We start from the raw sequence: 25,811 nt of genomic DNA on the forward strand, positions 1-25,811 counted from the left end.
ACACAATGAAACACGGACTGCGCTTTGTCTTGTCGGTTTCTGTCTTGTTTGGATTGGTCGCTTGTGGCGGCGGTGGAGGTGGCGGTCCGTCCACCACCAGCGTGCCCGGTGCCCCCACGGTGGGTGCCGCCACTGCTGGGAGTGGCCAAGCCAGCGTGGCGTTCACAGCGCCATCGTCCAAAGGGGGCGCAGCCATCACGAGCTATGCGGTGTCATGCATCACCGGCTCGTCATCGGCGGTCACAGCGTCTGGCAGCAGCAGCCCCATCACGGTGACGGGGTTGACCAATGCCTCTGCCTACAGTTGCACGGTCACCGCCACCAACAGTGTGGGCACCAGCGCAGCTTCGTCGGCGGTGAGCGTCACGCCTGTGGCTTCCTCGGTGGCGTTGAGTTACACAACGCCAGCCAATTTTGAGACCTTGGTGGCCAAAGCCTATACCCCGAGTTCTTCGCTCACGGCAACGAGCACCGTGACCAACCGCGCGCGCTACATGGTGTCGGATGCGGCGACGGCAAGCACCTCGTCAAATTACCTCGCAATTGGAACGACCTACAGCGACAGCACCACTGCGGGTTACACGGTCACGACGGGCACGCTCTCGTCATCGTCGACCTACAACGATTACTTGACCAAAACCATTCAGTTGGTGGCGGCCAGCGACGGCTATTACCGACTGGATTCGCACTTGCATCCCAACAATTCGATCGATGTGGACACGACCACCAACACATTGAAGTTCAGAAATGTGTTTGGCAAAACATCGGCCACAGCCAACGGGTATGTGACCTTTTCCTACGATGCAAGCACCCATTTGCTGCAGGCAAAAAATCGCTACATCTACAGTTACGCCTCTGCCTCAGCAGCCATTCCATTTGTAGCTTCTTACACGTTGGACAGCAGCTTCACGGGTACAGGCACAGGCAAGTACGTGAGTCTGTCCAGCGGGGCCTATGCTTTGGCGACCACTGGCACACCGCTGTATCTCTACCCCACGCCATTGGATTTGGGTATTCCAAGTTTCATGAATCCGCAAGCTGTCAACATGGTCAGCAACACCGCAGCCCCCTTCAAATCCAAGATCACTTACACCTCGACCGAGGTGGTGACCAGAATCAAAAGCAACGTCAAAACCGCTTACCAATCCCAAATCGCTTCGGTTGGAACCGATGCCGCGACGAAAACTGCAGCTGACGCCATGCTGGTCACGATCAAGTCGGCTTTAGAAGGCACTGGAGAAAAACTCCGCTATGCACCGGCTGTGTACACCGCTTTTCGGGATGCGGCTTTGGCCACCAAACTGGTGAGTGACTCCATTTCAGATGGCACGCCAGGCCAAAATTTGGTGCCGTATGTGTACTTCACCAATGAGCAAGACACTTCAGGCAAATACCATCCGTTCATGGTGGTGGTGAACTACGGCAACCAGGCCTCTCCCAACGGATTGAAAGACATTCCTCGCCCCCCCGGAGATGGGACTCAGCCCTACGGAAGCGGCAAAGTCACCCGTTACTCCAATTTGGAAAACTATGTCTCGATGATTCCCATGAAGGATTACGGGCAGGTCACTGCCGTGACTGAGAACACCTTCAGCAAAACACTTTGGAGTGATGTGTCAGGTACGACAAAATCCAAAGATGTGTACACCTATGCCAGCACGGCAGACAATGGTTTGTTGATTGATGGGTCTGTGATGTTTCCTATTTTCAACAACACCTTGGTACCTGCGCCTTTGGTGGGCGAGTTGTCTGCCAGTGGTTGCCACGTCGGGCAGGGTGGCGGCGGACCACATTGCCATGCCGATGGTTACCAAGCGAGCGCGGGGCTGGGCTTGTACAACGACGCGGACTATGTGGGCGTGACCCATCCTCCATTGATTGGCTTTGGCTACGATGGCATTGCCTTGTTTGCGAGTTACAGAACATCCGATACCTCTTTGAAGGGGTATGGCACCTTGGATGCATTTGGCGGCCACAACCACGACGATATCGGCTACCACTACCACGCTCACACCGTGGTGGACTATCAACCAGAGGGGGAGTCCGCCAGCTTGAAAAGCACCCTGCATGTGTTGATGAAGGGTGCTTACATTGGCAAAACGTCCCTCATCCCTTGTTTCATGACCAGCAGCAATTTCAGCAACAACAAGTACATGGGTGGCACGCCCACTTCAAGTTGTTCACCCTAAGGCGGGTATTTTTTGAGCACGATTCACAAGGCTTTTTTACTGACGGCGGCCTGCCTGTTTTGGGGTGTCCATGCGGCCAGGGCGCAAGACCCGGCGCATCCCAACAGCGTGGAGATCACGCGGGGTGCCAATGCCGCGGTCAACTTCAGTTTTGCGCTCAATTTGCCCCAATTGCTGCACCGCATGCTGGCGCCGAAATCGACTTATGCGGCGTTTCTGCAAGCGCAGGTGGAGTTGCCAGACCCAGCGCTCGAGCGTGAGCTTTCCAAGGTGAGTGCAAGTTGGTCCGAGCGGGCTTTTTTCACACTTCCTTCAGGCGCCAAGGTCTTCCTCAAGCAGTGGCAGTTGCCCGACGCGCAGAGCTTGCGTGACGCCTTCAAGACCAGCCTGATCTTGCTCAATTTGCCCCCAAAGACCGCGGTGCATGCGGACCCGATGGTCGTGACTGCGATGGTTCAACCCAAAACACCAGTCAGCCGAGCGCAACTGCAATTGCCCGCCGCCATGCATCCACTGTGGGTTGTCCTGAAAACAGACAAGTTTTGGTTGACCGATCAAATTCCCATGGCGATCGTGGAGCTGGATTAACGCCAGTCTCACCCATTTTTCCCATTTTCCACATAGGCTTGCTTTGACAAGGCATGGCATGTGAGGGGCACGGTAAAATCAATTTCAATCCCAAAGCCAACTCTTGCGGTTGGCTTTTTTTATGTCTGTCAGTGCTCCAAAAATAAAGGCTGCGCGTGTTCAAAAATGTGATCGTGTATCGAATCGGTGAGGGCTGGACTGCCACTTTGGCCCAGATCGAAGGCTGCTTAGACGCCGAGCGGTTTGTGCCATGTGGCGCCAGCCAAGACAAGTCGGTGGGATGGGTGGAACCCCGGGGCGAAGCACATGGGCCCTTGGTCGAGTCTGTGGCGGGTCAACTCATTGTGAAACTCAAAATAGAAACCAAAGCTGTGCCAGGGTCTGTGGTTGCGCGCAAAGCCAAAGAGCGCAGCGACCAGATCGAGGCCACCACGGGTCGCAAGCCCGGCAAAAAAGAAATGCGCGACATCAAAGACGACGTGCGCATGACGCTGATGCCTTTGGCCTTCAGCAAAGAGTCTTCGGTGTGGGTGTGGATTGACACTGCGTCCAGTTTGCTGATCATCGATGCAGGCAGCCAAGCCAAAGCCGACGAGGTGATCACACGCTTGGTCAGCGCCTTGCCCGGTTTGAGCGTGATGCTGCTCAACACCCAGATGTCACCCCAAGCAGCCATGACGGCATGGCTGATCACACAAGAGCCGCCCTCAGACTTTTCGGTCGATCGCGAGTGTGAGCTCAAGGCGGCGGACGAATCCAAATCGGTGGTGCGCTATGTGCGTCATGCGCTCGACACAGAAGAAGTCAAGCAACATGTGGAGGGTGGCAAGTTGCCCACCCGTTTGGCTTTGACCTGGAACAGCCGCGTGTCGTTTGTCTTGACCGAAGCCTTGCAGCTCAAGAAGGTGACTTTTCTGGATGTGGTGTTTGAAGCCACCTCGTCTGAGAAAGACGAAGGCTTTGATGCCGATGTGGCCATTGCGACAGGCGAACTCTGTCAGCTGCTGCCGGATTTGATCGAGGCCTTAGGCGGCGAGATGGTGCTGGGCTGAAGCAGCCAGCCGCTGGATAGGGCGCCGAGACCTGAGCCCTCAGGTCTCGGGCTGGGTTTATTCGGCCACGATGCCTTTGAGTTGAATCACACGGCCCCAGCGTGGGTAGTCTTTGGCCACGATGGCGCCGAGCTCTTCAGGTGTGGAGTGGCTGGCGTCAAGCCCTGCGCGGCTGAAGATCTCTTTCAGTGAGGGCTGCTGCAAGATGCTGGCGAAGTCACTGCTGAGCGCTTTGACAGTCGCAGCAGGTGTTTTGACGGGCACAAAGAAGGCGTACCAAAGGTCGACGTCAATTTCTTTGTAACCCAACTCCAAGAAGGTAGGCACATCAGCCGCCACAGGGTGACGTTTGGGGCTACCCACGGCCAAGGCGTTGAGCTTGCCGGACTTGACAAAGCCCTGGGCCACATGGATGGGCAAAAAGCCCACCATCAGTTCGCCCGCCAACAAGTCTTGGGTGTAGCCCGCTGTGCCACGGTACGGCACATGCAGCATGAACGATTTGGTTTCGAGTTTGAACAACTCCATCGCCATGTGGTGCGGCGTGCCCACACCGGGGGAGCCAAAGGTGATGAAGCCTGGTTTGGCGCGTGAGGTGGTCACCAAATCTTTGACTGTTTTGATGCCTGTGCTCGGATGAGCCACCAGCATCAAGGTGCCATAGGCCCCCATGGATACGGGGGCAAAGTCTTTCACCGGGTTGTAACTGGTGGTTTTGTACAACTGAGAGGCCATCAGCATGGTGTTGGCCCCCATCAGAATGGTATTGCCATCCGCTGCCGCCTTGGACACAAACTCCGCGCCAATGTTGCCGCTGGCCCCCGGCATGTTTTGCACCACCACGGGCAGTCCCAACTTTTCGGCCAGGCGGGGTTGGACCGTGCGGGCGATGGTGTCCATGCCTGTGCCCGGCGTGAACGGCACGATGATTTTGACGGAGGTGTTGCTGGCCTGTGCCCAGACTTGAACGGCGAACACACAGGCGAAGCACGCAAGCAGAAAACGTTTCATGCAGTTTCCTCAGTGTCAAGCGCCAGTTTTTGGCGTTGGAATTTTGAACAAAGCTTGTGCGTTGGTTTGGAAGAACTTCTTCTTGGCAGAAGGGTTCATGTCCATGCCGTCAAGGGCATTCACTTCGTCAATCGCGTACTGGTAAGGGTAGTCCATGGCATACAGCACACGGTCTTCACTCACCACGCTTTGCGTGAACTCAATCGCTTTGGGCCATGCCACGCCACTGTTGGTGATGTGAAAGTTGTCACGCAGGTAGTCGCTGGGCTTGCGCTTCAAGGGTTGCACGGCAGCGTAGCGGTTGGAGCGCACGGTGGCGGCATGCATATAGTCCAGGCGGTAGGCCCAAAACGGCAGGGCTTCGCCCATGTGGCCCAGGATGATTTGCAGCTGAGGAAAGCGGTCAAACACACCCGAGGTGATCAAACGCAAAGCGTGCAGTCCGGTCTCGACACCAAAGCCATAGACCGCGCCGTCCAGACCCGCGTCTAGGAAGGGGCCAATCATGTTGGCCGGTGGTGTGTTGGGGTGCAGGTAAATTGGGGTGTCGTGGGCTTGGGCGGCTTCAAAGATTTCCCAAAACTTTTGATCAGACAGGTACTCGCCGTGGGTGTGTGAATTGATCACCACCGAGTTCATGCCCAGTTGGTTCACGCCACGTTGAATTTCCTTGGCGGCTTCAGCCGGGTCTTGGGGTGCCACGGCAATCATGCCGACCAAACGGTCTGGATGGCGGCGCACACCTTCAGCCAACTCGTCGTTGGCCACTTTGGCAAACGAGACGGCGAGGTCGCGGTCCATGGCTTGCACGCCGGGGGAGGTGAGGGCGATCACTTGCATGTCGATGCCCGCATCGTCCATGTGACCGATACGCACTTGGTCCAAGTCCACCAAGCAACGCATGATGTGCTGGGCTCGCTCGCTGGGGCTGCTCATGTAAAAGCCCATCAGGCTTTGAAAGCCTGGGTCGACATGCGGTTGCTTCAGGATGTTGCGGTAGATGTCGAGCATCTCAGAAGGGCAAAACGCCTCTTCAGTGGCGATGCGCAGGTAGGGCACTTTGCCGGGTTTTTGCAAGTTTTTTTGTGTCATGGTTTAAACAATGTTGACGCTGAGGTTGGGTAAGCCGTCGATGTGCATTTCAATCACATCGCCACGCACCACCGGTCCGACGTTTTCGGGGGTGCCTGAGTAAATGATGTCGCCCGGGAACAGCTCAAAGGCTTCCGACAGTTGGGCGATTTGTTCCGCCACCGACCAAATCATTTGGTTCAGGTTGGCTTTTTGTTTGGTTTGACCGTTGACCTTGAGCCAAATGTCACCTTGGGTGAAGTGCCCGGTTTGCGCCACTTTGTGCACGGCGCCGATGGGGGCCGATTTGTCAAAGCTCTTGCCGATTTCCCAAGGTTTTTTCTGGTCGCCCATGAAGCGCTGCAAGTCGCGCCGCGTCATGTCCAGACCCAAGGTGTAGCCGTACACCAACTCCAAGGCCTTGTTGACTGGAATGTTGCGTCCACCTTTGTCCAGCACCGCCACCAGTTCAGCTTCGTAGTGGTAGTTTTTGGTCAGGGGTGGGTAGGGGTGCTGGCCCACTGTGCCTGCGGCCACGTATTGAATGGCGTCAGTGGGTTTTTGAAAGAAGAAGGGCGGCTCCCGCGTAGGGTCTGAGCCCATTTCACGCGCATGGGCGGCGTAGTTGCGGCCAATGCAGTAGATGCGACGCACCGGGAACATCTCGTCGGAACCGACGATGGGGATGTACACCGCAGGCACGGCAAACGGTGTTTTGGGGTGTTGCTGCGCGATGCCAGGGGTGGCACACCCGACCAAGGCACCGGTGGTGACCAAGGCTGAGTTCTGGAAGAAGTGACGGCGGTCCATACGTATCTCCTGGGTTTGAAAGTTCAAGACTTGAGCGCGAAGCCTGCGATCTCTTTGTAGTGGTCCGAGATTTTGCGCAACTCATCTTGGCTGATCAAGTCGTCAATGTTGTTGAAGGGTTTGTCGCCACTGAGCTCATCGGCTTTCATGATGATGAAGTCTGGCGGTTGCGAACGGTTGGTCTCCACCACTTTGGCGGTGGCTGGCAGGCGCAGGTCTTGGTAGGCCTTCAGGGTGGCCACCGGGTCGGTGCTCTGGGCCAGCAGGTCGGCCAAGGTGCGGGCGTCGATCAGCCCTTGGGCTGAACCGTTGGAGCCACGTGGGTACATGGGGTGCGCGGCATCGCCCATCAGGGTGACACGGCCAAAACTCCACTGGGGCAGGGCGTCTTTGTCGACCATGGGGTACTCGAACACGCGCTCGGACGACATGATCAGGTTGGGCACATCCAGCCATGGGAACTTCCAGTCCTTGAAGTATTCCAAGGTGTCGGCCGGGTTGCCGGGTTTGTTCCAGTCGTTCATGCGTGCGCCATCGAGGCGAATCTCAGAAGTCCAGTTGATCAGCTGGTTGCCCTTGCCGTCCACGTTGTCGACGATGGGGTAGATCACCATCTTGCCTGTGTCGATGGAGCCAATTCGCAAGTAACTTTTGCCCGACAGAATGGGCTTGTGCACCGTCACACCACGCCAGGTGTTGATGCCAGCGAAGCACACCTTGTCGTCGGGGAAGAGTTGTTTGCGCACCGCCGAATTGACGCCGTCGCAGGCCACGGCCACGTCGGCTTGCACTTGGCGTGTGTCGCCGTTGGCCAGCTGAAAGGTGGCGATGGCGTGTTGCTCCGTCTGGTCCACACGGATGCAGCGGTAGCCGGTGTGGATCCGGTCTGCACCCAGCCGCGCCATGGCCGCATCAAACATGATGCGGTGCAACTTGCCGCGGTGAATGCCCAACTCGGGCGTGGCATAACCCGCGTGGCGGCCACGCAGTTCTTTGTAAATGTATTGGCCAAAGCGGTTGTAGAACACGCTTTCGAGGTTTTCAATGCCTACAGCTTCTAGTTGGGGCAACAGGCCCAGCGCGGCGAGTTCTTTGTTGGTGTGCGGCAGCAGGGTGATGCCAACGCCGATCTCTTTGATGTCCGCCACAGCTTCGAACACTTCGCAGTCGATGCCGCGCGCGTGCAAGCCCAATGCAAAGCCCAAACCGACAATGCCCCCACCTAAGATCGCTACTTTCATCGTTTACCCCGATACATATGAGAATGATTGTTCGTTAGCATGCAAACGATTATTGTGTCTTGTTCTGAATTGACCGCCTCTAGATAGAAACCCCAATACATGCCTTTGATCGAGATGTACGAACGCCCTGGTTTTTTGCTGCGCCGCGCGCATCAAATATCGGCCGCTATTTTTGAAAGCAGCTGCGCTGAGTTGAGCCTGACCCAGGCGCAATACGGTGCATTGACGGTGGTGAGTTCGGAGCCGGGCATCGACCAAACCCGTTTGGCCAAAGCCTTGGCGTTTGACAAAGTCACCGTGTTGCGTGTGGTGCGGGGCTTGGAGGAGCGTGGCTTGATCGCGCGCGAAGTCTCAACCACCAGCCGTCGACACATGGCCGTGCGTCTCACACCCGCGGGGGGGCGGTTGCTGAAGAAGTCTGAGGTGTCGGTGCATGAGGCCTACAACAGGCTCATGGCCCCTTTGAATGCGACACAGCGCGAACAATTCATCGCCTTGTTGCAGCAACTCACCGATGGTTTGGGTGAAGAGGCGCGTGCCGCGTTTGTGCCTCTGGCGCGGCCAACGTCAGGCCGCTGATTTCAAAAAGTCGGTGACCAAAGCCCACTGCGCAGGCACATTCAACGCAGGGGCGTGACCGCAGCCCTCAATCTCATGCACTTGCAAGCGACCTTGGGCGCCCGGTCCACGGCTTTGCATGGTGTGCAAGGTAGGAGGCAGCACCAAGTCGGAGTTGGCCCCGCGCAGCACCATCACGGGCATGGCCAGTGCGTCGTACTGGGCCCACATGTCGTACTCAGGGACGGGGCGGAAAAACTGCCGCACGATGGCAGGGTCGTAATGGGGTGTCACACGGCCATCGGGCAATCGCCGGGTGGATGTTTCTGTCAAATGCCGCCATTGCGCATCGGTCTGAAACCCAAACGGCGCATAGGCTTGGCGAAAAAAAGCCTCCAACTCGGGCACGGTGTCAAACGCCTGTGGCGTGCCAGCGTAGGCTTTGATGCGTTCAATCGCCGCTTGCGCCAACTCCGGCGCCATGTCATTGAGCACCAGGCTTTGGATGCGCCCTTTGAACTCAGGCAAATCCAAGCCTGCCGCGCACACCATGCCGATGGCGCCACCCATGGAGGTGCCAACCCAGTGGGCGCGCTCGATGTGCAAGCCTTCCATCAGGTTCAAAGCCAAACGTGCGTAGCGAGCCAGGCAGTAGTCGTTGTCGGGGTCATGGCTCCACTGGCTCAAACCACGGCCAATGGTGTCCGGGCAAATGACGCGGTAGTTCGGTGCCAGCTGTTGGGCCAGGCTGTCAAAGTCACGCCCGGTGCGCGCCAGGCCATGCCAGGCGATCACCACGGGCGCGTCTTGGGGTCCCCAAGCGGTGTAGTGCAGGTTGAAGTGGCCGCATTGCAGGTAGTGGGAGCTGGGGGACATGGTGGCTTTCAGAGTGGCGAACACGGGTGTCTGTGCAGGCGTTCTATTTTGCCTAGGCCTGCACTTCGGTTGCACCACGATCGCAACAGGGGCCAGCGTTTACGATGGTGCCCATGCAACTGCAAGATATTTTGTATTCCCAAGGCTTTGGCACCCGCCGTATTTGTGCGGGTTTGATTCAGCAAGGCTATGTGCAAGTCGATCTGGGCAACGGCCTGGTGGACTGCGATGACCCACTGCAAGAGGTGGACACGCATGAGGGCCGGATGTATTCAGTGCAAGGCGTGCTGTGGCCCTACCACGCCAAAGCCTATGTGCTGTTGCACAAACCGGCGGGCTATGAGTGTTCGCACAAGCCTTCAGCCTGGCCCAGTCTGTACACACTGCTGCCAGCCGCGCTGCGCCAGAGGCCTCAAAAAAGTGCGGTGCAAGGTGTGCAAGCTGTTGGGCGTCTGGACCAAGACACCACCGGCATGCTGGTGTTGACCGACGACGGACCCTTGATTCACCGCATGAGTTCGCCGCGCCACCATGTGCCCAAGGTGTACGAGGTGACCACCGACGACCCGCTGGACGCCAAGCAGGTGCAGCGACTGCTGGATGGCGTGGTGCTGGACGATTCGCCCAAGCCTGTGCGTGCCGCTGCTTGCGAGGCGGTGGCCGAGCATCACCTGCGCTTGACGCTGACCGAAGGCAAATACCACCAAGTCAAACGCATGTTGGCTGCGGTGGGCAACAAAGTGGTGGGTTTGCACCGATCGCAAATCGGTGAGATGCCCTTGCCCGAAGCGTTGAAACCGGGCCAATGGCGTTGGATCACCGGCGACGAGATGCAACTCTTGACGGGCAAGTGAGGCACCGTGTGCACGCCATCGGGGGGGCTGGTTCAGGGCATGTCAGCTAAAAAATTCGCCACCAGTGCCAGCGTGGTTTGCGCTTGGTCTTTGTGCGGTGAATGCCCGCAATCGGCCAAGGCATGGCGTGTGATGTGCCCATGCTGCGGGGCAATGTCTTCAATTTGCCGCAGCGTGCCGTAAGCATCGTCCACGCCATGCAGTGCCAACACAGGGGAGCGGATGTCGTGGCACACGTTGCGAATGTCAAAGCTGCGAAACCCTTCTGAGAGCCACACGTCGTTCCATTGCCAAAACGCAGCGTCGACATCTCGGTGAAACTTGGACAAGCGCCCACGCAAATCACCGCTCACATACGCCTCGCGTGCGGCTTCGATGGCATGGATAGACACCTCTTCCACCATCACATGCGGCGCCATCACCAGGCAGGCGCTCAAGGGGTGGCGTGCGGCATGCAGCAGGGCAATGGTGCCGCCGTCCGAGTGACCGAGCAAGACGGGTTGTTCGATGCCCAGTAATTTCAACAACTCAGGCAACACGTCCCAGGCTTCGCGGTGCATGTAGTCGGGTGGTAAGCGGTTGAGTCCGCGCACATCGGGCACGCTGTCTGATTGGCCGTAGCCTCGACGCGAATACACCACGCCATGGCGGCCAGTGGCGTGGCACACCTGTTCGGGCCAAAAGCCTTGCCGGCTGCGCCACATGGCGACCGATCCCAGGCCTTCGTGCAAAAACACGATCGGGGAGCGCTTGGACGCGTGGGCGGAGGGGGACACGTTGATCCGTTCAACCTCAAGGCGCGTTTGTTTGAGCTGGATCATGGTCATGGCCGAATATTAAAGCCCATGGCGATTCAAGTCGAAGAGCCGCTCGTTACACTGTGGGCTGACTTATTGAAGGTGCATCCACCGTGTTCTTGTTTCAACGAATGACGCTGGCCATCGCTGGCTTGCTGCTGTGTTCTGTGCCTGCTGTCCAGGCTGCCAACCCCATCTTTGTGCTCAATTCGCAAGACGCCAACGTCAGCGTGATTGACCCGGTGACGTGGAAAGAAACGCGGCGCATTCCGACGGGCAAAGAACCCCACCATTTGTATTTGACCCCGGATGAAAAATCGGTCATCGTGGCCAATGCCGGGGGTGACTCCTTGACCTTCCTTGACCCCCGCACCGCCGAAGTTCAACGTGTGGTGCGTGGCACGCTCGACCCCTACCAGTTGCGTTTCTCTCCCGACATGAAATGGTTTGTGACGGTGGCCAACCGACTCAACCACATTGACATTTACCGTTGGGATGGCAAAGACCTCACCTTGGCCAAACGCATTCCGTCGGGCAAAACACCCAGCCACATTTGGATCGACACCAAAAGCACCACGGCCTATGCTTCCATGCAAGACAGCGACGAGTTGGTCGCGGTTGACTTGGCCACACAAACTTTGAAATGGCGTGTCAAGACCGGCTCGCTGCCTGCCGACGTGTTTGGCACGCCGGATGACAAGTACCTGCTGGTGGGTTTGACGGGGGGTGACCGGGTGGAGGTGTATGACGTCACAGGGCCTCAAGCCAAGTTGTTCAAAACCATTCCCACAGGCGAGGGCGCTCACGCATTCCGTGCCTTGGGCGATGGTCGCCATGTGTTTGTTGGCAACCGTGTGGCCAACACCATCAACAAAATCGACTACACCACCCTTGAGTCGGTGGCGCAATTCAAAGCACCGGGTGGCCCTGACTGCATGGAGGTCTCGGCCGATGGCAAGTTGCTGATGGTGTCCTCTCGGTGGATCAAAAAGGTCAGCGTGATTGACCTCGCCACCGGCCAGCTGGTGCGTCAGGTCAAGGTGGGCAAGTCACCCCACGGTATTTGGACCTTGGACCACGCCAAGCGGTTTTGACTATGCGGCGTTGGATGTGGGCGGCGGTGTGTTGGGCGACCTTGGGCTCGATGGCCCAAGCGGCGGCTCCCTGCAGCAAACCGCTGTATCTGACGCTGGACACCGGCCACATGGGGGTGGCGCCCTTGATGGCGGACGTGCTCAACCGCCAGCAGGTCAAGGTCACATTCTTTGCCGCCCATGAGCCGACCCAAGAGGGAGACGGCACCTTGGGTGAGCACTGGGCCTCATGGTGGCGCGCCCGGGGTTCGGAAGGCCATGCTTTTGCTTCTCACACCTATGACCATGTCTATTGGCGTGCGGACCAACCTCAGGGTCGTTGGCTGATGCGTGCCAGTGCCGGGCCTCACAAGGGCCAAGTCCAGATATGGGATGCTGCTCAATACTGTCAAGAGTTGCAGCGTGCCAACACCCGGTTGCAGCAGCTCACAGGGCAAAAGCCTTTGTCCTTGTTCCGCGCGCCGGGCGGCAAGACCTCGCCCTCGTTGTTGGCGGCTGCCAAAGCATGTGGCTTTGCCCATGTCGGCTGGGCCGATGCGGGGTTCTTGGGCGACGAGCTGCCCAGCGACAAATACCCCAATGCGTTGCTGCTCAACAAGGCCTTGAAGAACATCCGCTCGGGTGACATTTTGATGGCCCACTTGGGCATTTGGTCGCGTCAAGACGCGTGGGCCCCTGCGGTGTTAGAGCCCCTGGTAGAAGGCCTCAAGGCCCAAGGGTTTTGCTTTGTCACCCTCAAAGACCACCCACAATACCGCGCATGGACACATTGATCGATGCCTTTGCCAACGCGCAAGCTGCGTTGTACGAAAACTGGTTGCAACCTTGGGCTTTTGCCCTGGGATTGGGGAACCGACTGGAAGAGGTCTACACCGGTACGGGCTGGTTGTTGGTGGGCTTGCTTCAGATGGCCGTGATGCTGTTGGTGATTGAACCTTTGCAGCGCTGGCGCCCGGTCGAGCCTGTGGCAAATACAAGCGCTGTGCGGACCGATGTGATCTACACCTTGATCCATCGTTTGGGGCTGTTTCGAATTGCGCTGTTTTTCACCATCGACCCTGTGATGGACGACCTGATGGGGCACCTGCGTGTGGCTGGCTTGGCAACCTTTCACCTGGAGGAACTCTGGCCGGGTGTGACCGATGGTCCCTGGACCAGTTTTTTGATTTACTTGGTGGTGTTTGACTTTGTGGGTTACTGGTTGCACCGCGCCCAACACCAATGGGGTTGGTGGTGGGCTTTGCACGCGGTGCACCATTCTCAGCGGCAGATGACGCAATGGACCGACAACCGCAACCACTTGCTCGATGACCTGATGGGGGCGGTGATTTGGGTGCTGGTGGCCCAACTGATTGGCATTGCGCCCAGTCAATTTGTGGCGGTGGTGGCCATCACGCAATTGACAGAAAACTTCCAGCACGCCAATTTGCGTGTGAGCTTGGGGTATTGGGGCGAGCGTTTGTGGGTCAGCCCGCGTTTCCACCGCTTGCACCACGGTGTGGGGATTGGACATGAAAGCCCGGTCAAAAACCAAGCCCAGACGTCCGATGTGCCTGGCACGCCGTCCGTGGCGGCCACCGTGTTGGGCGGCCATAACTTTGGCGTGCTGCTGCCATGGTGGGACATCTGCTTTGGCACGGCTGATTTTTCCAAACGTTTTGAGCCCACGGGCATCCGTGACCAAGTTGAACTCGGTCGGGATTACGGCGAGGGTTTCTGGGCGCAGCAAAAGCTGGGTTTCAAACGTCTGGTGGGCGCCTGGCGCCCGCCAGCTTGAGCATCACGCCAAAGCCATACGCCTAGGTTATCCTGTGGCGATGCGTTTGTTGTTCGATTCCTTTTGGCGCGCCGTGGCCTACTGTTTGATGCCACGCGTCATGCTGCTGTCCTTGTTGCCCCTGCTGATGTTGCTGGTGGTGGCATTGAGTTGGGGCTATTTTTTTTGGCAACCCACGCAAGACTGGGTGCGTGAGGTACTGGCCAGTTGGCAGTTGTTGCAGGGCATGTTGGATTGGATGCAAGCGCATGGCGCCTCAGACTTGCAAAGTGTGATGGTGCCCTTGGTGGTGATTTTTTCAGTCACGCCCTTGTTGGTGGTGATGACCTTGTTGGCTGTGTCGTTGATGATGGGGCCCGCCTTGGTGGACCTGGTGGTGCAACGGCGTTTTCAGCACTTGGCACTCAAGCATGGTGGCTCGGCACTCAGCAGTTTGGTCTGGACGGTGGGGTCGACCTTGGCCGCCCTGCTGGCCATGCTGATCACCTTGCCCCTGTGGTTGGTGCCCCCGCTGATGTTTGTGATTCCACCCTTGATCTGGGGTTGGTTGAGTTACCGCGTCATGGTGTTTGATGCATTGGCTGTGCATGCCAGTCGCGATGAGCGGATTGCCTTGGGGCGTAGCCACCGCGGTTGGTTACTCTTGATGGGGGTGATCACGGGCTACATGGGCGCATTGCCCAGTGTGGTGTGGGCCTCCGGCGCTTTATTTGCGGCGGCCTTTGTGGTGCTTGTTCCCTTGGCCATCTGGATCTATGCCGTGGTGTTTGCATTCACGGCCTTGTGGTTCACCCACTACAGCTTGGCCGCCCTCGAAAGTCTGCGCGCGCAGTCGGACTCTGTGGTGGTTGGCGCCTCGGTGGCTCTACCCGCGCTAGCATCTGGGGATGAGCAACACCTCCCACCCCCCGCGCCCTGAGTTTGGGCTGATCATCGTCGGTGACGAAATCTTGTCTGGCAAGCGTGCGGACAAGCACATGCCGAAAACCATAGAACTGCTGGCCGAACGTGGTCTGTCCCTCGATTGGGCCGACTACGTGGGCGATTCGCCTCAGCGAATCACGCACACCTTGAAGCGCGCTTTTGACAGCCACAGCATTGTGTTTTCATGCGGTGGCATTGGGGCCACGCCCGATGACCACACCCGTCAATGCGCAGGCCGTGCTTTGGGCGTGGATTTAGTTCTGCATCCCGAGGCCGAAGTGTTGATCCGTTCACGCATGCAAGACGTGGCCAAAGAGCAGGGCGTTCCCTACGAGCCCGACCGCGACGACAACAAACATCGCTTGAACATGGGGGTGTTTCCTCAGGGCGCAGCGATCATCCCCAACCCCTACAACAAAATTCCTGGGTTCAGCTGTTTTGGTTCACAAGGGGGGGCGGTGCATTTCGTGCCAGGGTTCCCTGTCATGGCGTGGCCCATGATCGCGTGGGTGCTGGACACCTACTATCCCCATCTTTTTCTGACGAATGCCTGGATCGAGAAGTCCATCATTGTGTTTGGCGCCATGGAGGCGTCTCTCACCCCATTGATGGAAACCATTGAGCAGGACCACCCGGGCATCAAGGTGTTCAGCCTTCCCAGCGTGGACCACCCCCAATGGGGTCGTCACATTGAACTCGGGGTGAAAGGCGATCCCGCCAAGGTAGATCCAGCCTATGCGGCGTTGTTGGAGGGCTTGAAAACCTTCAACCCCCAATTTGGCCCCGAATTGGTGCGGCCTTGACGAGGCCCTACTTTGGTGCGTTTTCTAGAATTGCACCAAAATAGGAAAATTGATCTCTCTGTCTTTTTTCATGTCCAGATGCCTCGTTCTGGGGTGCGTGGTGTGAAGTCAAGGCAAAATAAGAACCTAGAGGGTCATTGAGATGTCGACTTTTGGTGCCAATTGCTTGGCACAGAATCTGCATCCTCTTACCTCGAAACTTTTATAAACCAACCTACCCTTGCAGGAGAACCTGATGGCCAAGACCGTCGCAGACGTGATGAAGATGGTGAAAGACAACGAAGTCAAGTTCGTTGACTTCCGTTTTACCGATACCCGTGGCAAAGAGCAGCACGTGAGCGTGCCAATTTCTCACTTCAACGAAGACAAATTCACCGAAGGCCACGCCTTTGACGGTTCTTCAATCGCCGGTTGGAAAGGCATTGAAGCCTCGGACATGTTGCTCATGCCCGATTCGATGTCTGCTTTCATCGACCCTTTCTTCCAAGAGTCCACTTTGGTGTTGTCTTGTGACGTGTTGGAGCCAGGTGACGGCAAGTCATACGACCGTGACCCACGTTCGATTGCCAAGCGCGCAGAAGCCTACCTGAAGGCCTCTGGCTTGGGCGATACCGCTTACTTCGGACCAGAACCCGAATTCTTCTTGTTCGACGACGTGCGTTGGGGCAATGAAATGTCGGGTTCTTTCTTCAAGGTCGACGACTACGAAGCACCTTGGAACACCGGCAAAGTCATCGAAGGCGGCAACAAAGGCCACCGTCCCACCGTCAAAGGCGGCTACTTCCCAGTGCCTCCTGTTGACAGCACCCAAGACATGCGCGCCGAAATGTCCATGATCTTGGAAGAAATGGGCATCCCCGTTGAAGTGTTCCACCACGAAGTGGCTGGCGCTGGTCAAAACGAACTCGGCACCAAGTTCTCCACCTTGGTCGAACGCGCTGACTGGACTCAGAAGCTGAAGTATGTGGTCTGGAACGTGGCCAATGCCTATGGCAAGACTGCCACCTTCATGCCCAAGCCCATCGTGGGCGACAACGGTTCTGGCATGCACGTGCACCAGTCGATCTGGAAAGATGGCAAAAACCTGTTCGCTGGCAACGGCTACGCCGGTTTGAGCGACACCGCTTTGTTCTACATCGGTGGCATCATCAAGCACGCCCGTGCATTGAACGCCATCACCAACCCGTCGACCAACAGCTACAAGCGTTTGGTGCCTGGTTTTGAAGCCCCTGTGAAGTTGGCTTACTCCAGCCGCAACCGGTCTGCATCGATCCGTATCCCCCACGTGGCGTCTGACAAGGGCCGTCGCATTGAGGCACGTTTCCCAGATCCAATGGCCAACCCCTACCTGTGCTTCTCGGCCTTGTTGATGGCGGGTTTGGACGGTATCGAAAACAAGATCCACCCAGGCGAAGCTGCCACCAAAGACTTGTACCATTTGCCACCCGAAGAGGACGCATTGGTTCCTACCGTGTGCCACAGCTTGGACCAAGCCTTGGAGTATTTGGACAAAGACCGTGCCTTCTTGACCAAAGGTGGCGTGTTCACCGACAGCATGATCGACGCATACATTGAGCTCAAAATGACCGAAGTCACACGCTTCCGTCAGGCTGTGCACCCTGTTGAGTACGACATGTACTACTCGCTGTAATTCATCGCGGCGTTTCAAGAAAAAGGACGGCGTGAGCCGTCCTTTTTTGTTGGTGCCGTTCATTTATTTTGAGGACTTGCCATGAACCGTGGGTGGATGCTTTGTGGACTGTGGCTGCTCCATGCCTTAGCTGTCACACATGTGGCGGGTGCTGATGCACAGCAGGTGTACCGGTGTGGCAGCGAATACACCAACCAACCCGATCCCAAGCGCCATTGCACCTTGTTGCGCAATGCATCGGTCACCGTGATCGAAGGCACGCACATTCCATCTCCACCGCTCAACCCGGCAACGCCGCAAGGCGCAGCTTCTGGTGACGCCAAAGTGGATGGCGCTGAGCAGCGTGCACGGGACGCCCAAGCGCGCCTCGTGTTGCAAGCCGAGTTGCAGCGTGCCCAGGCGCGCCACCAACGCTTATTGCAAGAGTGGAACCAAGGCGAGCCCGAGCGACGTGCAGATGAACACCGCCAACCCGGAAAATACCAAGAACGGATCGCGCAATTGCGCGCCGCCCTGGAGCGCAGCCAAGCTGACATGGCGGGGCTGCAGCGTGAACTCTCTCGTCAGCCTTCTCTGTCCTCTGGAGTCAACCCTTGATTCAAAAGCCCCCCCTGTCTGCAAGTCCAGACACACACGCGGACCGTTTCCATGCTTTCGATTTGTTGGCTACGTTGGTGGCCGTGGTGCACATCGATGGCACGGTCGTGTTCGCCAACGCTGCTCTGGAAGATGTGATGGGCGTGTCGCGTCGCCACATCCAAGGCTCCACTTTGTCGCAGTACTTCACGCAGGCGCAGTCCTTGGAAAGCGCCTTGCAAGGCGCTCAAAGCAATGCTTTTGCAGCCTTGCGGTATGACGCCCATCTGCGCCGTCCGCAGCAAGACGCTTTGCCCGTCCATGTGATCGTGGCACCCACAGATCGCCCCACCGAGGTCTTGGTCGAGCTGCTGCCCTTGGAGCAGCAAGCGCGGCAAGACCGGGAAGAGCGCCTCATCGACCAAGCGCAGGCCAACAAAGAGTTGATCCGCAACTTGGCCCACGAGATCAAAAACCCTCTAGGAGGTATCCGGGGGGCAGCGCAGCTGCTGCAAATGGAGGTTGAAAGCCGTGACTTGGTGGAGTACACCCAGGTCATCATCCACGAGGCCGACCGTTTGCAGGTCTTGGTTGATCGCTTGCTGGCACCGCATCGGCGTCCGCACATGGTGGGGGACGTCAACATCCATGAGGTCTGTGAGCGCGTGCGCAGCTTGGTGCTGGCCGAGTTCTCCAAAGGTTTGCGCGTGGTTCGAGACTATGACGCTTCTATTCCAGAATTCCGAGGCGACCGCGAACAGCTCATTCAAGCGGTCCTCAACATCGTGCACAACGCGGCCCAAGCTTTGGTGGAGCGCACGCAAGCAGGGGATGCAGAAATCATTTTGCGCACCCGCATCAACCGACAAGTCACCTTTGGCAAACAACGCTATCGGTTGGCATTGGAATTGCATGTCATTGACAACGGGCCTGGTATTCCGGAAGAGATCAAAGACAGATTGTTTTTTCCTTTGGTTTCTGGACGGGATGGCGGTTCGGGCTTGGGGTTGAATTTGGCGCAAACTTTTGTACAACAACACCATGGCCTGATTGAATGTGACAGTGTGCCGGGGCGCACAGATTTCAAAATCTTGATTCCCTTGCCATGACACCTTCTGCCTACCTCTGTTGTTGAAATGAAAGTGTTGCCATGAAAGTATCGAAATGAAACCGATTTGGATTGTTGACGACGACCAGTCAATTCGCTTCGTGCTTGAAAAAGCGCTCCAGCGCGAAAACCTGCCCACACGCAGTTTCACCAACCCACGCGAGGTCTTGCAAGCGCTCGATGCGGCCAGTGAAGAAGAGGGTCCGCAAATCTTGGTCAGCGACATTCGCATGCCAGGCGGCTCAGGCCTGGACTTGTTGACCAAAGTCAAGGAGCGTTTGCCAGCGTTGCCTGTGATCATCATGACCGCGTTTTCAGACCTTGACAGCGCGGTCTCCGCGTTTCAAGGCGGCGCCTTTGAGTATTTGCCCAAACCGTTTGATTTGCCCAAAGCCGTTGAGTTGATCCGCCGCGCGGTCAACGAAAGCCAGCGCGAGCAAGCGCAAAGCGAGCTGCAAGACGCCACCCCCGAAATGCTGGGTCAGGCGCCGGCCATGCAAGATGTGTTTCGTGCGATTGGACGACTCAGCCAAAGCAACGTCACCGTCATGATCACCGGTGAAAGCGGCAGCGGCAAAGAGTTGGTGGCGCGAGCGCTGCACAAACACTCGCCCCGAGGCGATGCGGGCAGCAAAGGGCCTTTTGTGGCGATCAACACAGCCGCCATTCCCAAGGACTTGCTCGAGAGCGAACTGTTTGGGCATGAGCGCGGCGCCTTCACTGGCGCCCAGACCACGCGGCGTGGGCGGTTTGAACAAGCCGAGGGCGGCACCCTGTTCTTGGATGAAATTGGCGACATGCCGTTTGATCTGCAGACGCGTTTGTTGCGGGTCCTGAGCGACGGCAATTACTACCGGGTCGGCGGCCACAGCGCCATCAAGGCCAACGTTCGCGTGATTGCGGCCACCCACCAAGATTTGGAAAAAAGGGTCAAAGACGGTGTGTTCCGCGAAGACTTGTTTCACCGTTTGAATGTCATTCGACTGCGCCTGCCCGCATTGCGTGAGCGGCGTGAAGATATTCCAGTGCTCACGCGCCACTTTTTGCAGCAGAGCGCACAACAATTGGGCGTAGAGCCCAAACGCATCGCAGAGTCCGCGCAAGCCGTGTTGAACCACTTTGCTTTTCCAGGCAATGTGCGCCAATTGGAAAACATCTGCCATTGGTTGTCCGTGATGGCACCCGCGCAAGTGATTGAGCCCAAAGACTTGCCGCCTGAAGTTCAATTGAGCGCCCCACAGCACGAACCTGCGGGCGTTGGCATGCACGAGGTGGCGGATCGCATCACCGATCGTCCCTCAGACCAGATGCCCACGGCCTCAGTGACGCACATCAGCGTGAACGGTGCGGACCTCGCGCACGGCAGCCCGGTGGTGCTGAACATGCCGGGTGCCGATTGGGAGCAAGGCCTAGAGGCAGAGGCCATGAACTTGTTGGTGGCGGGTCGAACCGATGTGTGGGACGTCTTGACCCACCGGTTTGAGGCACGCTTGATTCAAACGGCTTTGGCCAATACCCGCGGTCGTCGCATTGAGGCCGCACACAAGCTGGGCATTGGTCGCAACACCATCACCCGAAAAATCCAAGAACTCGGTTTGGAAGACTGAACACCAACACCTCGCAGGCGTTGCGGGGTGTTCAGTTCAACGTGACCACCACCGGAGCGTGGTCGCTGGGGCGTTCGTTTTTACGAGGCGCTTTGTCAATGGTGCAACCCTGCGCCAATGGCTTGAGCGCATCGCTGACCAAGATGTGGTCAATGCGCAAACCCCGGTTGCGTCGAAACGCAAACTCTCGGTAGTCCCACCAACTGAAGCTTTTTTCGGCTTGGTCAAACAAGCGATAGGCGTCGTGTAATCCCAGTTGAATCAAGTTCTGAAAATGGTCACGTTCTTGCACGGTGCAATGGATGGTGTCTTTCAGTCCCACCGGGTCCCACACGTCCCGGTCATCGACGGTGATGTTGAAGTCGCCCATCAACACCAAGCGGGGATGCTGTTCGAGCTCGCGCCCGACCCACGCGTGCAGTGCGTCAAGCCAACGCATTTTGTAGGCGAACTTGTCGCTCTCAGGGGCTTGTCCGTTGGGGAAATAAGCACCAATCACCCGCACGCCGTCGACGGTACCGGCAATCACACGGGCCATGTCGTCTGCAAAGTCGGGGATGTTTTTCACCACCTCATCGGCAGGCGCACGCGAGATCAAGGCCACACCGTTGTAGGTTTTTTGCCCGAAATAAGCCACGTGGTAACCCGTGGCCTCAATCGCTTCGCGAGGAAATTTGTCGTCCGTGGTTTTGGTTTCTTGCAACACCAAGGCGTCCACCGGGTTGGCGGCCAACCAATCCAGAACTTGGGGCAGTCGAATGGTCAGCGAGTTCACATTCCAGGTGGCGAGTTGCATGGTGTAAGGCGTCAGACGACACGCTTGAGCGTGACAAAGTGGTAGTGCAAGCCGTTGGCCGCGAGGCCGGACACGCGAGAGGTTTCTTGCCAGCTGCTGTCAAAGCGGGGGGCAAAGGCATCGCCTTCAAAGTCGGCCTCAATTTCGGTCACCACCGCAGTGGTGGCCAGGGGCAGCGCCTGCGCATACACCTCGGCGCCGCCGATCACCCAGGCGGGTGTGCCGGGTGGGCAAAGTTCGACCGCCTGTGCCAGGCTGTGGGCCACCCATGCGCCATCGGCCTGCCAGTCGCGCTGGCGTGTCACCACGATGTTGGTACGCCCCGGCAGCGGACGAAACTTCTGCGGCAGCGACTCCCAGGTTTTGCGCCCCATGATCACGGGCTGACCCAGCGTGGTCTGTTTGAAGTGCGCCAAGTCTTCGGGCAAGTGCCAAGGCAGCATGTTGTCACGGCCAATCACGCCGTTTCTGGCGCGCGCAAAAATCAGGTTCAAGCCCATGTCAACACCCAAGCTTCACACCGCCACCGGTGCTTTGATGGCACCGTGGCATTGGTAGTCTTGGACTTGGAAGTCTTCAAACTGGTAATCAAAGATCGATGCGGGGCGACGCACGATGTTCAGGGTGGGGTAGGCAAAGGGTTCCCTGCTGAGTTGCAAGGCCACCTGTTCATGGTGGTTGCTGTAAATGTGGCAATCGCCGCCGGTCCAGATGAAGTCCCCCACATCCAAATCACACTGCTGCGCCACCATGTGGGTGAGCAAGGCATAGCTGGCAATGTTGAACGGTACGCCCAAAAAGATATCGGCGCTGCGTTGGTACAACTGGCAGCTCAAGCGCCCACGCTCGCCCGGTGCTTGGGGGGGGGCCACATAAAACTGAAAAAACGCATGGCAGGGCATCAGGGCCATTTGGTTGAGCTCGGCCACGTTCCACGCGCTCACGATGATGCGGCGCGAATCGGGGTTGCGTTTGAGGGTCTGGATCACCTCGGAGATCTGGTCGATGTGACCGCCATCGGGTGTGGGCCAACTGCGCCACTGAACGCCATACACCGGTCCAAGGTCACCATCTTCTCGGGCCCATTCGTCCCAAATCGTCACGCCACGTTCTTTGAGCCAGTTGTTGTTGCTCGAGCCCGTCAGGAACCACAACAACTCTTGAATGATCGAACGCAAATGGACTTTTTTGGTGGTGACGAGCGGAAAACCCTCGTTCAAATCAAAGCGCATCTGGTAGCCGAACACGCTCTTCGTGCCTGTGCCTGTGCGGTCGGTTTTAGCCACGCCATGTTGGTTGACGTGTTGCATGAAGTCTTCGTATTGGCGGCGTATGGGGCGCATGGCGGGGACAACTCGTGTGGGTCACAAAACGTCAAGTTTAAAGGCAGCCGTTTGACTGGATGGAGGCATGACGCACTTCTGTATGACTCGGGATGTTTCTTATTGACGTCACATGGATAAACTAGAACACTAGGTTATTAAGTTTTACCTTTCCTGATTTTTCTCACACCATTCCATGACTGCACCTGAATCACCGACAGACATGCACCGTGTCTACGAGGACTGTGACCCCGTCTACTTGCGCCAACTGCGTGAAGCTGCTGGTCTGGCGGTTGCTTCTCTGGCGCGAACCGCTTGTTTGTCGGTGGCGCAGGTGCGCCATTTAGAGGGTGATGGTGGCGAGGGGTTGTTTTATTCCCCGAGTATCAAACGCCAGTCCTACAAGCGCTTGTTGATGATTTTGGGCGCCGAGCCACCGATGGCCCGTCCAGAAGAAGCCGTTCAAGCCGCACAACACGGCCTCGACAAAGACAGCCATGACGCCGTGAACCGCATCGTGGCCTTGGCCGAGCACACCGAACCCTTGCAATCCGCGTCGAGCGCCCCGCGCTCTTGGCTGGCCAATTTCTCGGTTTGGCCAAAGGCACTGGCTTGGATGGCATCGGTCGCTGGGGTGTTGGGGGGCGTTTACCTGGCAAGTGAGTTTGTGCCCGAGCCTTGGACATGGCAGAGTGCAAGCGCCTTGTTCAGCCCCGCACCAGCCCCTGTGGTTGCCGATGCCATGCCACCCGAGTCAGGTGAGGCGTCGCCGTCACTTGCGGTTGCGCAGGTTGAAGTTGTCGCTCCTGTGCCTCCCGTGCCCGATGGCCAGGTCGTTGCGAACGCATCTCAGCTTGCCGCTGCCACACCCGTCAAGAGCAACATGTCGGCCTGTGCATTCAGCGCAGAGGCTTGGCCAGATGTGTCGGTTGAGCAAGCCTCTAAAGCAGGCAACTACGTCTACGTGGTCAGCGAGCTTGCCATGACCGTGTGCGTGGTCGATGGAGCCCAACAAGCCACCCTGTTGGAGCTCAAGCCATCCGAGGGCCGCAGCGTCTCAGGCAAGTCGCCTTGGCAGATCGCTGGCCCTCAACTGTCTCAGGCGCAAATTTATTTCCAAGGGCGGCGTTTGGCGTTGCCTGCAGGCAAGCCTCTGCGTGTCAACTTGGTCGAAATTCCGCTCGCACGCTGATCAGCACGCCAATGCGAGCACCCGTTTTTTCAGGGCTGTCGCACCACACGTCCAGGGTTCAAGATGCCTTGGGGATCCAAGGCCTGCTTGAGCTGTCGCATCATGGCCAAAGCCGTGGGGTCTTTGTAGTCGGGCAGGGTGTCCACTTTCAAGCTGCCCACCCCGTGTTCCGCTGAGATCGATCCGCCAAAGCCGCGCACGGCGTCGTACACCAGGATGTTCACGCGGTCTTCTTGGGTTCTTAAAAACTCGGCGTTGTCGCTGCCCGCAGGCGCTTGGACGTTGTAGTGCAAATTGCCATCACCCAAATGCCCAAAGTTCACCAAACGCACGCCCTCAATCTCGCGGGCCAGCATGGCATCGGTTTGAGCCACAAATGCAGGAATGGCAGACACCGGCAGTGAAATGTCATGCTTGATGTTCAGGCCCTCTTCGGCTTGCGCCAGCGTGATGCTCTCGCGGATGTGCCACAAGTTGCGCGCCTGCGACAGGCTTTCGGCCACCACGGCGTCGCTCACACAACCCTGTTCAAACGCCACTTCCAGCACATGCTCAAAGCGTTCACGTGCGTGCGCTTCAGACTCGGTGTCTGAGTTCTCCAGCAACACGCAATACGGCGTGTCTTGCCACAACGGCACGCGCAACTGCGGGTAATGCTTGTCTACTAGGCTCAGCGCAAATTGGCCCATCATTTCAAAGCCAGTCAACCCTGCACCCAAGTGAAGGTGCGCCAAGCCCAGGAGTTCGACGGCATGCGCCACCGAAGGCACAGCGGCCCACGCTGTCAGCTTGGCCGCGGGCAAGGGGTACAGCTTCATGGTGGCGGCGGTGATGATGCCGAGCGTGCCTTCGCTGCCAATCATCAGGTGGCGCAAGTCGTAACCGGTGTTGTCTTTGCGTAGCCCCGTCAAGCCATGCCAGATTTCACCCTGTGCATTGACCACTTCCAGGCCCAAACACAGCTCACGCGTGTTGCCGTATCGAACCACCTGCGTGCCGCCCGCATTGGTGCCCAAGTTGCCGCCAATGGTGCAACTGCCCTCAGACCCCAGGCTCAAAGGAAACAGAAAACCCGCTTGCTCAGCCGCTTGTTGCAGGTTTTGCAACACACAGCCCGCCTCGACGGTGATGGCCAAATTGGCAGCGTCGATGTGTCGGACCGCGTTCATGCGCTGCAGGCTGAGCAAGACCTGGGTGCCCGAGGCGTCGGGGATCGAGCCCACCACCAAGCCCGTGTTGCCACCTTGCGGCACGATTCCAGCGCCCGCTTGGGCGCAGGCCTTCACGACAGCCGCCACTTCGGCGGTGCTGCCGGGGCGAACCACCGCCAGTGCTTTGCCCCGAGAACGTTTGCGCCAGTCTTGTTCAAAGGCCGACAAATCGCCCTCGGTCAACACGTGGGGTTCCCCCACCACTTGGCGCAGGGTGGTCAGCAATTGGGGCAAGGACAAGGTGGTCATGGGGGTGTTTGAGGCTCAAGGGTGGACGGTTGCAGCCGGTGGGTCGAGCTGGGCTGCCAATTTGGCATGTTGCAAGCGCAGGCGCACATGCAGCGCACAGGCCACAAACAGCACCACACACAACACCACCTCCAGCATGGCCAAGTAATTGCTGGGCGCGCGGTCACCCCAGGCGCGCACCACGCCCTCGGTGAAGTACAACCAGATCAACAGGCTGAGCCAGCGGTAGGTGTACATGCGGTTTTTCAACAAGCCCGTCAGCGGAATGCACAGAGGCAATACTTTGAGCGCCAGCAAGGTGCCGCCCGGACGAACCGGGGCCAGCCACAACTCCCAGGCCAGCCCCAGCACGATCAAGCCCAGCAAGCTGGCCACCGCCATCAGGCGGGTGAGTTGCACATGGCGTGGGGTGGGGGCTGTCTCTTATACACATCTGACGCTGCCGACGATAAGG

Annotated in this window: 26 protein-coding genes; 15 read left to right on the plus strand and 11 right to left on the minus strand. The window is 57.9% G+C overall.

What is annotated here, in order from left to right:
• Window positions 1-5 precede the first annotated feature (5 nt).
• From ACKWJN_RS02875 to ACKWJN_RS02885, 3 genes are all read left to right on the plus strand, one after another.
• On the plus strand, window positions 6-2,189 hold the full coding sequence (locus tag ACKWJN_RS02875; RefSeq protein ID WP_408594330.1) for a fibronectin type III domain-containing protein: 2,184 nt from the start codon (window positions 6-8) through the stop codon (window positions 2,187-2,189).
• A 12-nt stretch (window positions 2,190-2,201) separates the two neighbouring features.
• On the plus strand, window positions 2,202-2,777 hold the full coding sequence (locus ACKWJN_RS02880) for a hypothetical protein (protein ID WP_408594331.1): 576 nt from the start codon (window positions 2,202-2,204) through the stop codon (window positions 2,775-2,777).
• A 155-nt stretch (window positions 2,778-2,932) separates the two neighbouring features.
• Window positions 2,933-3,829 (plus strand): recombination-associated protein RdgC, encoded by an 897-nt coding sequence (locus ACKWJN_RS02885; protein WP_408594333.1) that lies wholly within the window; start codon window positions 2,933-2,935, stop codon window positions 3,827-3,829.
• 57 nt (window positions 3,830-3,886) lie between these two features.
• Here the strand turns inward: ACKWJN_RS02885 and ACKWJN_RS02890 are convergent, their stop codons facing one another.
• From ACKWJN_RS02890 to ACKWJN_RS02905, 4 genes are read right to left on the minus strand one after another with little or no spacing between them, the layout of a single operon-like run.
• On the minus strand, window positions 3,887-4,840 hold the full coding sequence (locus ACKWJN_RS02890; RefSeq protein WP_408594334.1) for a Bug family tripartite tricarboxylate transporter substrate binding protein: 954 nt from the start codon (window positions 4,838-4,840) through the stop codon (window positions 3,887-3,889).
• Window positions 4,841-4,855: 15 nt separating this feature from the next.
• A complete protein-coding gene (locus ACKWJN_RS02895) occupies window positions 4,856-5,932 on the minus strand; it encodes an amidohydrolase family protein (RefSeq protein WP_408594336.1) in 1,077 nt (358 codons plus the stop codon).
• 3 nt (window positions 5,933-5,935) lie between these two features.
• Complete coding sequence (locus tag ACKWJN_RS02900) at window positions 5,936-6,721, minus strand: fumarylacetoacetate hydrolase family protein (protein ID WP_408594338.1); 786 nt, start codon at window positions 6,719-6,721, stop codon at window positions 5,936-5,938.
• Between the two features lie 23 nt (window positions 6,722-6,744).
• A complete protein-coding gene (locus ACKWJN_RS02905; protein WP_408594340.1) occupies window positions 6,745-7,962 on the minus strand; it encodes a flavin-dependent oxidoreductase in 1,218 nt (405 codons plus the stop codon).
• A 99-nt stretch (window positions 7,963-8,061) separates the two neighbouring features.
• On the opposite strand from ACKWJN_RS02905, the gene ACKWJN_RS02910 reads away from it, so the two are divergent.
• Window positions 8,062-8,541: a MarR family winged helix-turn-helix transcriptional regulator gene (locus ACKWJN_RS02910; RefSeq protein WP_408594342.1), complete on the plus strand. Its 480-nt coding sequence runs from the start codon at window positions 8,062-8,064 to the stop codon at window positions 8,539-8,541.
• On the opposite strand, the gene ACKWJN_RS02915 is transcribed toward ACKWJN_RS02910, so the two are convergent.
• Window positions 8,530-9,396: an alpha/beta fold hydrolase gene (locus ACKWJN_RS02915; RefSeq protein ID WP_408594343.1), complete on the minus strand. Its 867-nt coding sequence runs from the start codon at window positions 9,394-9,396 to the stop codon at window positions 8,530-8,532. The genes ACKWJN_RS02910 and ACKWJN_RS02915 overlap by 12 nt on opposite strands.
• Before the next feature lie 113 nt (window positions 9,397-9,509).
• On the opposite strand from ACKWJN_RS02915, the gene ACKWJN_RS02920 reads away from it, so the two are divergent.
• Window positions 9,510-10,250 carry a pseudouridine synthase gene (locus ACKWJN_RS02920; RefSeq protein WP_408594345.1) on the plus strand — a complete coding sequence of 247 codons (741 nt, stop codon included), beginning with the start codon at window positions 9,510-9,512 and terminating at the stop codon, window positions 10,248-10,250.
• 32 nt (window positions 10,251-10,282) lie between these two features.
• Here ACKWJN_RS02920 and ACKWJN_RS02925 read toward each other — a convergent pair whose 3' ends face one another.
• Complete coding sequence (locus ACKWJN_RS02925; protein ID WP_408594347.1) at window positions 10,283-11,077, minus strand: alpha/beta fold hydrolase; 795 nt, start codon at window positions 11,075-11,077, stop codon at window positions 10,283-10,285.
• 101 nt (window positions 11,078-11,178) lie between these two features.
• Between ACKWJN_RS02925 and ACKWJN_RS02930 the strand changes: the two genes are divergently transcribed.
• The 9 genes from ACKWJN_RS02930 (at window position 11,179) to ntrC (ending at window position 20,587) form a co-directional block, all read left to right on the plus strand.
• On the plus strand, window positions 11,179-12,141 hold the full coding sequence (locus ACKWJN_RS02930) for a YncE family protein (RefSeq protein ID WP_408594372.1): 963 nt from the start codon (window positions 11,179-11,181) through the stop codon (window positions 12,139-12,141).
• A gap of 2 nt (window positions 12,142-12,143) precedes the next feature.
• On the plus strand, window positions 12,144-12,914 hold the full coding sequence (locus tag ACKWJN_RS02935; protein WP_408594349.1) for a polysaccharide deacetylase family protein: 771 nt from the start codon (window positions 12,144-12,146) through the stop codon (window positions 12,912-12,914).
• Window positions 12,902-13,918, plus strand: a complete 1,017-nt coding sequence (locus ACKWJN_RS02940; RefSeq protein WP_408594351.1) for a sterol desaturase family protein — start codon at window positions 12,902-12,904, stop codon at window positions 13,916-13,918. Before ACKWJN_RS02935 ends, ACKWJN_RS02940 begins: the two co-directional genes overlap by 13 nt.
• Window positions 13,919-13,958: 40 nt before the next feature.
• Window positions 13,959-14,837: an EI24 domain-containing protein gene (locus tag ACKWJN_RS02945; RefSeq protein WP_408594374.1), complete on the plus strand. Its 879-nt coding sequence runs from the start codon at window positions 13,959-13,961 to the stop codon at window positions 14,835-14,837.
• Complete coding sequence (locus ACKWJN_RS02950; RefSeq protein WP_408594352.1) at window positions 14,806-15,645, plus strand: competence/damage-inducible protein A; 840 nt, start codon at window positions 14,806-14,808, stop codon at window positions 15,643-15,645. The genes ACKWJN_RS02945 and ACKWJN_RS02950 overlap by 32 nt, the downstream gene beginning before the upstream one ends.
• Before the next feature lie 235 nt (window positions 15,646-15,880).
• Window positions 15,881-17,296: a type I glutamate--ammonia ligase gene (glnA, locus tag ACKWJN_RS02955; protein WP_408594354.1), complete on the plus strand. Its 1,416-nt coding sequence runs from the start codon at window positions 15,881-15,883 to the stop codon at window positions 17,294-17,296.
• 81 nt (window positions 17,297-17,377) lie between these two features.
• A complete protein-coding gene (locus tag ACKWJN_RS02960; protein WP_408594356.1) occupies window positions 17,378-17,893 on the plus strand; it encodes a hypothetical protein in 516 nt (171 codons plus the stop codon).
• A complete protein-coding gene (gene glnL / locus ACKWJN_RS02965) occupies window positions 17,890-18,981 on the plus strand; it encodes a nitrogen regulation protein NR(II) (protein WP_408594357.1) in 1,092 nt (363 codons plus the stop codon). The genes ACKWJN_RS02960 and glnL overlap by 4 nt, the downstream gene beginning before the upstream one ends.
• 55 nt (window positions 18,982-19,036) lie before the next feature.
• Entirely contained in the window at window positions 19,037-20,587 is a 1,551-nt protein-coding gene (gene ntrC / locus ACKWJN_RS02970) for a nitrogen regulation protein NR(I) (protein ID WP_408594359.1), read from the plus strand.
• A gap of 31 nt (window positions 20,588-20,618) precedes the next feature.
• Here ntrC and xth read toward each other — a convergent pair whose 3' ends face one another.
• The 3 genes from xth to ACKWJN_RS02985 are packed head-to-tail and all read right to left on the minus strand — an operon-like array spanning window position 20,619 to window position 22,726.
• Window positions 20,619-21,383: an exodeoxyribonuclease III gene (gene xth, locus ACKWJN_RS02975; protein WP_408594360.1), complete on the minus strand. Its 765-nt coding sequence runs from the start codon at window positions 21,381-21,383 to the stop codon at window positions 20,619-20,621.
• 11 nt (window positions 21,384-21,394) lie between these two features.
• Entirely contained in the window at window positions 21,395-21,883 is a 489-nt protein-coding gene (locus ACKWJN_RS02980; protein WP_408594362.1) for a dihydrofolate reductase, read from the minus strand.
• Window positions 21,884-21,898: 15 nt separating this feature from the next.
• Window positions 21,899-22,726, minus strand: coding sequence for a thymidylate synthase (locus ACKWJN_RS02985; protein ID WP_408594364.1), 828 nt, complete (start codon window positions 22,724-22,726; stop codon window positions 21,899-21,901).
• Between the two features lie 175 nt (window positions 22,727-22,901).
• Here ACKWJN_RS02985 and ACKWJN_RS02990 point away from each other — a divergent pair, with 175 nt between their 5' ends.
• The gene (locus ACKWJN_RS02990) at window positions 22,902-23,897 is read left to right on the plus strand and encodes a helix-turn-helix domain-containing protein (RefSeq protein ID WP_408594366.1); all 996 of its coding nucleotides are present in this window, start codon (window positions 22,902-22,904) and stop codon (window positions 23,895-23,897) included.
• A 29-nt stretch (window positions 23,898-23,926) separates the two neighbouring features.
• Here the strand turns inward: ACKWJN_RS02990 and ACKWJN_RS02995 are convergent, their stop codons facing one another.
• Together ACKWJN_RS02995 and ACKWJN_RS03000 are read right to left on the minus strand one after the other, a co-directional pair.
• The gene (locus ACKWJN_RS02995) at window positions 23,927-25,357 is read right to left on the minus strand and encodes an FAD-binding oxidoreductase (protein ID WP_408594368.1); all 1,431 of its coding nucleotides are present in this window, start codon (window positions 25,355-25,357) and stop codon (window positions 23,927-23,929) included.
• Between the two features lie 15 nt (window positions 25,358-25,372).
• Entirely contained in the window at window positions 25,373-25,738 is a 366-nt protein-coding gene (locus ACKWJN_RS03000) for a DUF2069 domain-containing protein (RefSeq protein ID WP_408594376.1), read from the minus strand.
• Between the last annotated feature and the right edge of the window lie 73 nt (window positions 25,739-25,811).

This window comes from Limnohabitans sp., assembly GCF_046052825.1.
Taxonomy (GTDB): domain Bacteria; phylum Pseudomonadota; class Gammaproteobacteria; order Burkholderiales; family Burkholderiaceae_C; genus Limnohabitans.

Bases quoted from the DNA above. Each gene is read 5' to 3' on its own strand.
- ACKWJN_RS02875 (WP_408594330.1), top strand. From the start codon at position 6: ATGAAACACGGACTGCGCTTTGTCTTGTCGGTTTCTGTCTTGTTTGGA.
- ACKWJN_RS02890 (WP_408594334.1), bottom strand. From the start codon at position 4,840: ATGAAACGTTTTCTGCTTGCGTGCTTCGCCTGTGTGTTCGCCGTTCAA.
- ACKWJN_RS02895 (WP_408594336.1), bottom strand. From the start codon at position 5,932: ATGACACAAAAAAACTTGCAAAAACCCGGCAAAGTGCCCTACCTGCGC.
- ACKWJN_RS02900 (WP_408594338.1), bottom strand. From the start codon at position 6,721: ATGGACCGCCGTCACTTCTTCCAGAACTCAGCCTTGGTCACCACCGGT.
- ACKWJN_RS02905 (WP_408594340.1), bottom strand. From the start codon at position 7,962: ATGAAAGTAGCGATCTTAGGTGGGGGCATTGTCGGTTTGGGCTTTGCA.
- ACKWJN_RS02910 (WP_408594342.1), top strand. From the start codon at position 8,062: ATGCCTTTGATCGAGATGTACGAACGCCCTGGTTTTTTGCTGCGCCGC.
- ACKWJN_RS02915 (WP_408594343.1), bottom strand. From the start codon at position 9,396: ATGTCCCCCAGCTCCCACTACCTGCAATGCGGCCACTTCAACCTGCAC.
- ACKWJN_RS02920 (WP_408594345.1), top strand. From the start codon at position 9,510: ATGCAACTGCAAGATATTTTGTATTCCCAAGGCTTTGGCACCCGCCGT.
- ACKWJN_RS02925 (WP_408594347.1), bottom strand. From the start codon at position 11,077: ATGACCATGATCCAGCTCAAACAAACGCGCCTTGAGGTTGAACGGATC.
- ACKWJN_RS02930 (WP_408594372.1), top strand. From the start codon at position 11,179: ATGACGCTGGCCATCGCTGGCTTGCTGCTGTGTTCTGTGCCTGCTGTC.
- ACKWJN_RS02935 (WP_408594349.1), top strand. From the start codon at position 12,144: ATGCGGCGTTGGATGTGGGCGGCGGTGTGTTGGGCGACCTTGGGCTCG.
- ACKWJN_RS02940 (WP_408594351.1), top strand. From the start codon at position 12,902: ATGGACACATTGATCGATGCCTTTGCCAACGCGCAAGCTGCGTTGTAC.
- ACKWJN_RS02945 (WP_408594374.1), top strand. From the start codon at position 13,959: ATGCGTTTGTTGTTCGATTCCTTTTGGCGCGCCGTGGCCTACTGTTTG.
- ACKWJN_RS02950 (WP_408594352.1), top strand. From the start codon at position 14,806: ATGAGCAACACCTCCCACCCCCCGCGCCCTGAGTTTGGGCTGATCATC.
- glnA (WP_408594354.1), top strand. From the start codon at position 15,881: ATGGCCAAGACCGTCGCAGACGTGATGAAGATGGTGAAAGACAACGAA.
- ACKWJN_RS02960 (WP_408594356.1), top strand. From the start codon at position 17,378: ATGAACCGTGGGTGGATGCTTTGTGGACTGTGGCTGCTCCATGCCTTA.
- ntrC (WP_408594359.1), top strand. From the start codon at position 19,037: ATGAAACCGATTTGGATTGTTGACGACGACCAGTCAATTCGCTTCGTG.
- xth (WP_408594360.1), bottom strand. From the start codon at position 21,383: ATGCAACTCGCCACCTGGAATGTGAACTCGCTGACCATTCGACTGCCC.
- ACKWJN_RS02980 (WP_408594362.1), bottom strand. From the start codon at position 21,883: ATGGGCTTGAACCTGATTTTTGCGCGCGCCAGAAACGGCGTGATTGGC.
- ACKWJN_RS02985 (WP_408594364.1), bottom strand. From the start codon at position 22,726: ATGCGCCCCATACGCCGCCAATACGAAGACTTCATGCAACACGTCAAC.
- ACKWJN_RS02990 (WP_408594366.1), top strand. From the start codon at position 22,902: ATGACTGCACCTGAATCACCGACAGACATGCACCGTGTCTACGAGGAC.
- ACKWJN_RS02995 (WP_408594368.1), bottom strand. From the start codon at position 25,357: ATGACCACCTTGTCCTTGCCCCAATTGCTGACCACCCTGCGCCAAGTG.
- ACKWJN_RS03000 (WP_408594376.1), bottom strand. From the start codon at position 25,738: ATGGCGGTGGCCAGCTTGCTGGGCTTGATCGTGCTGGGGCTGGCCTGG.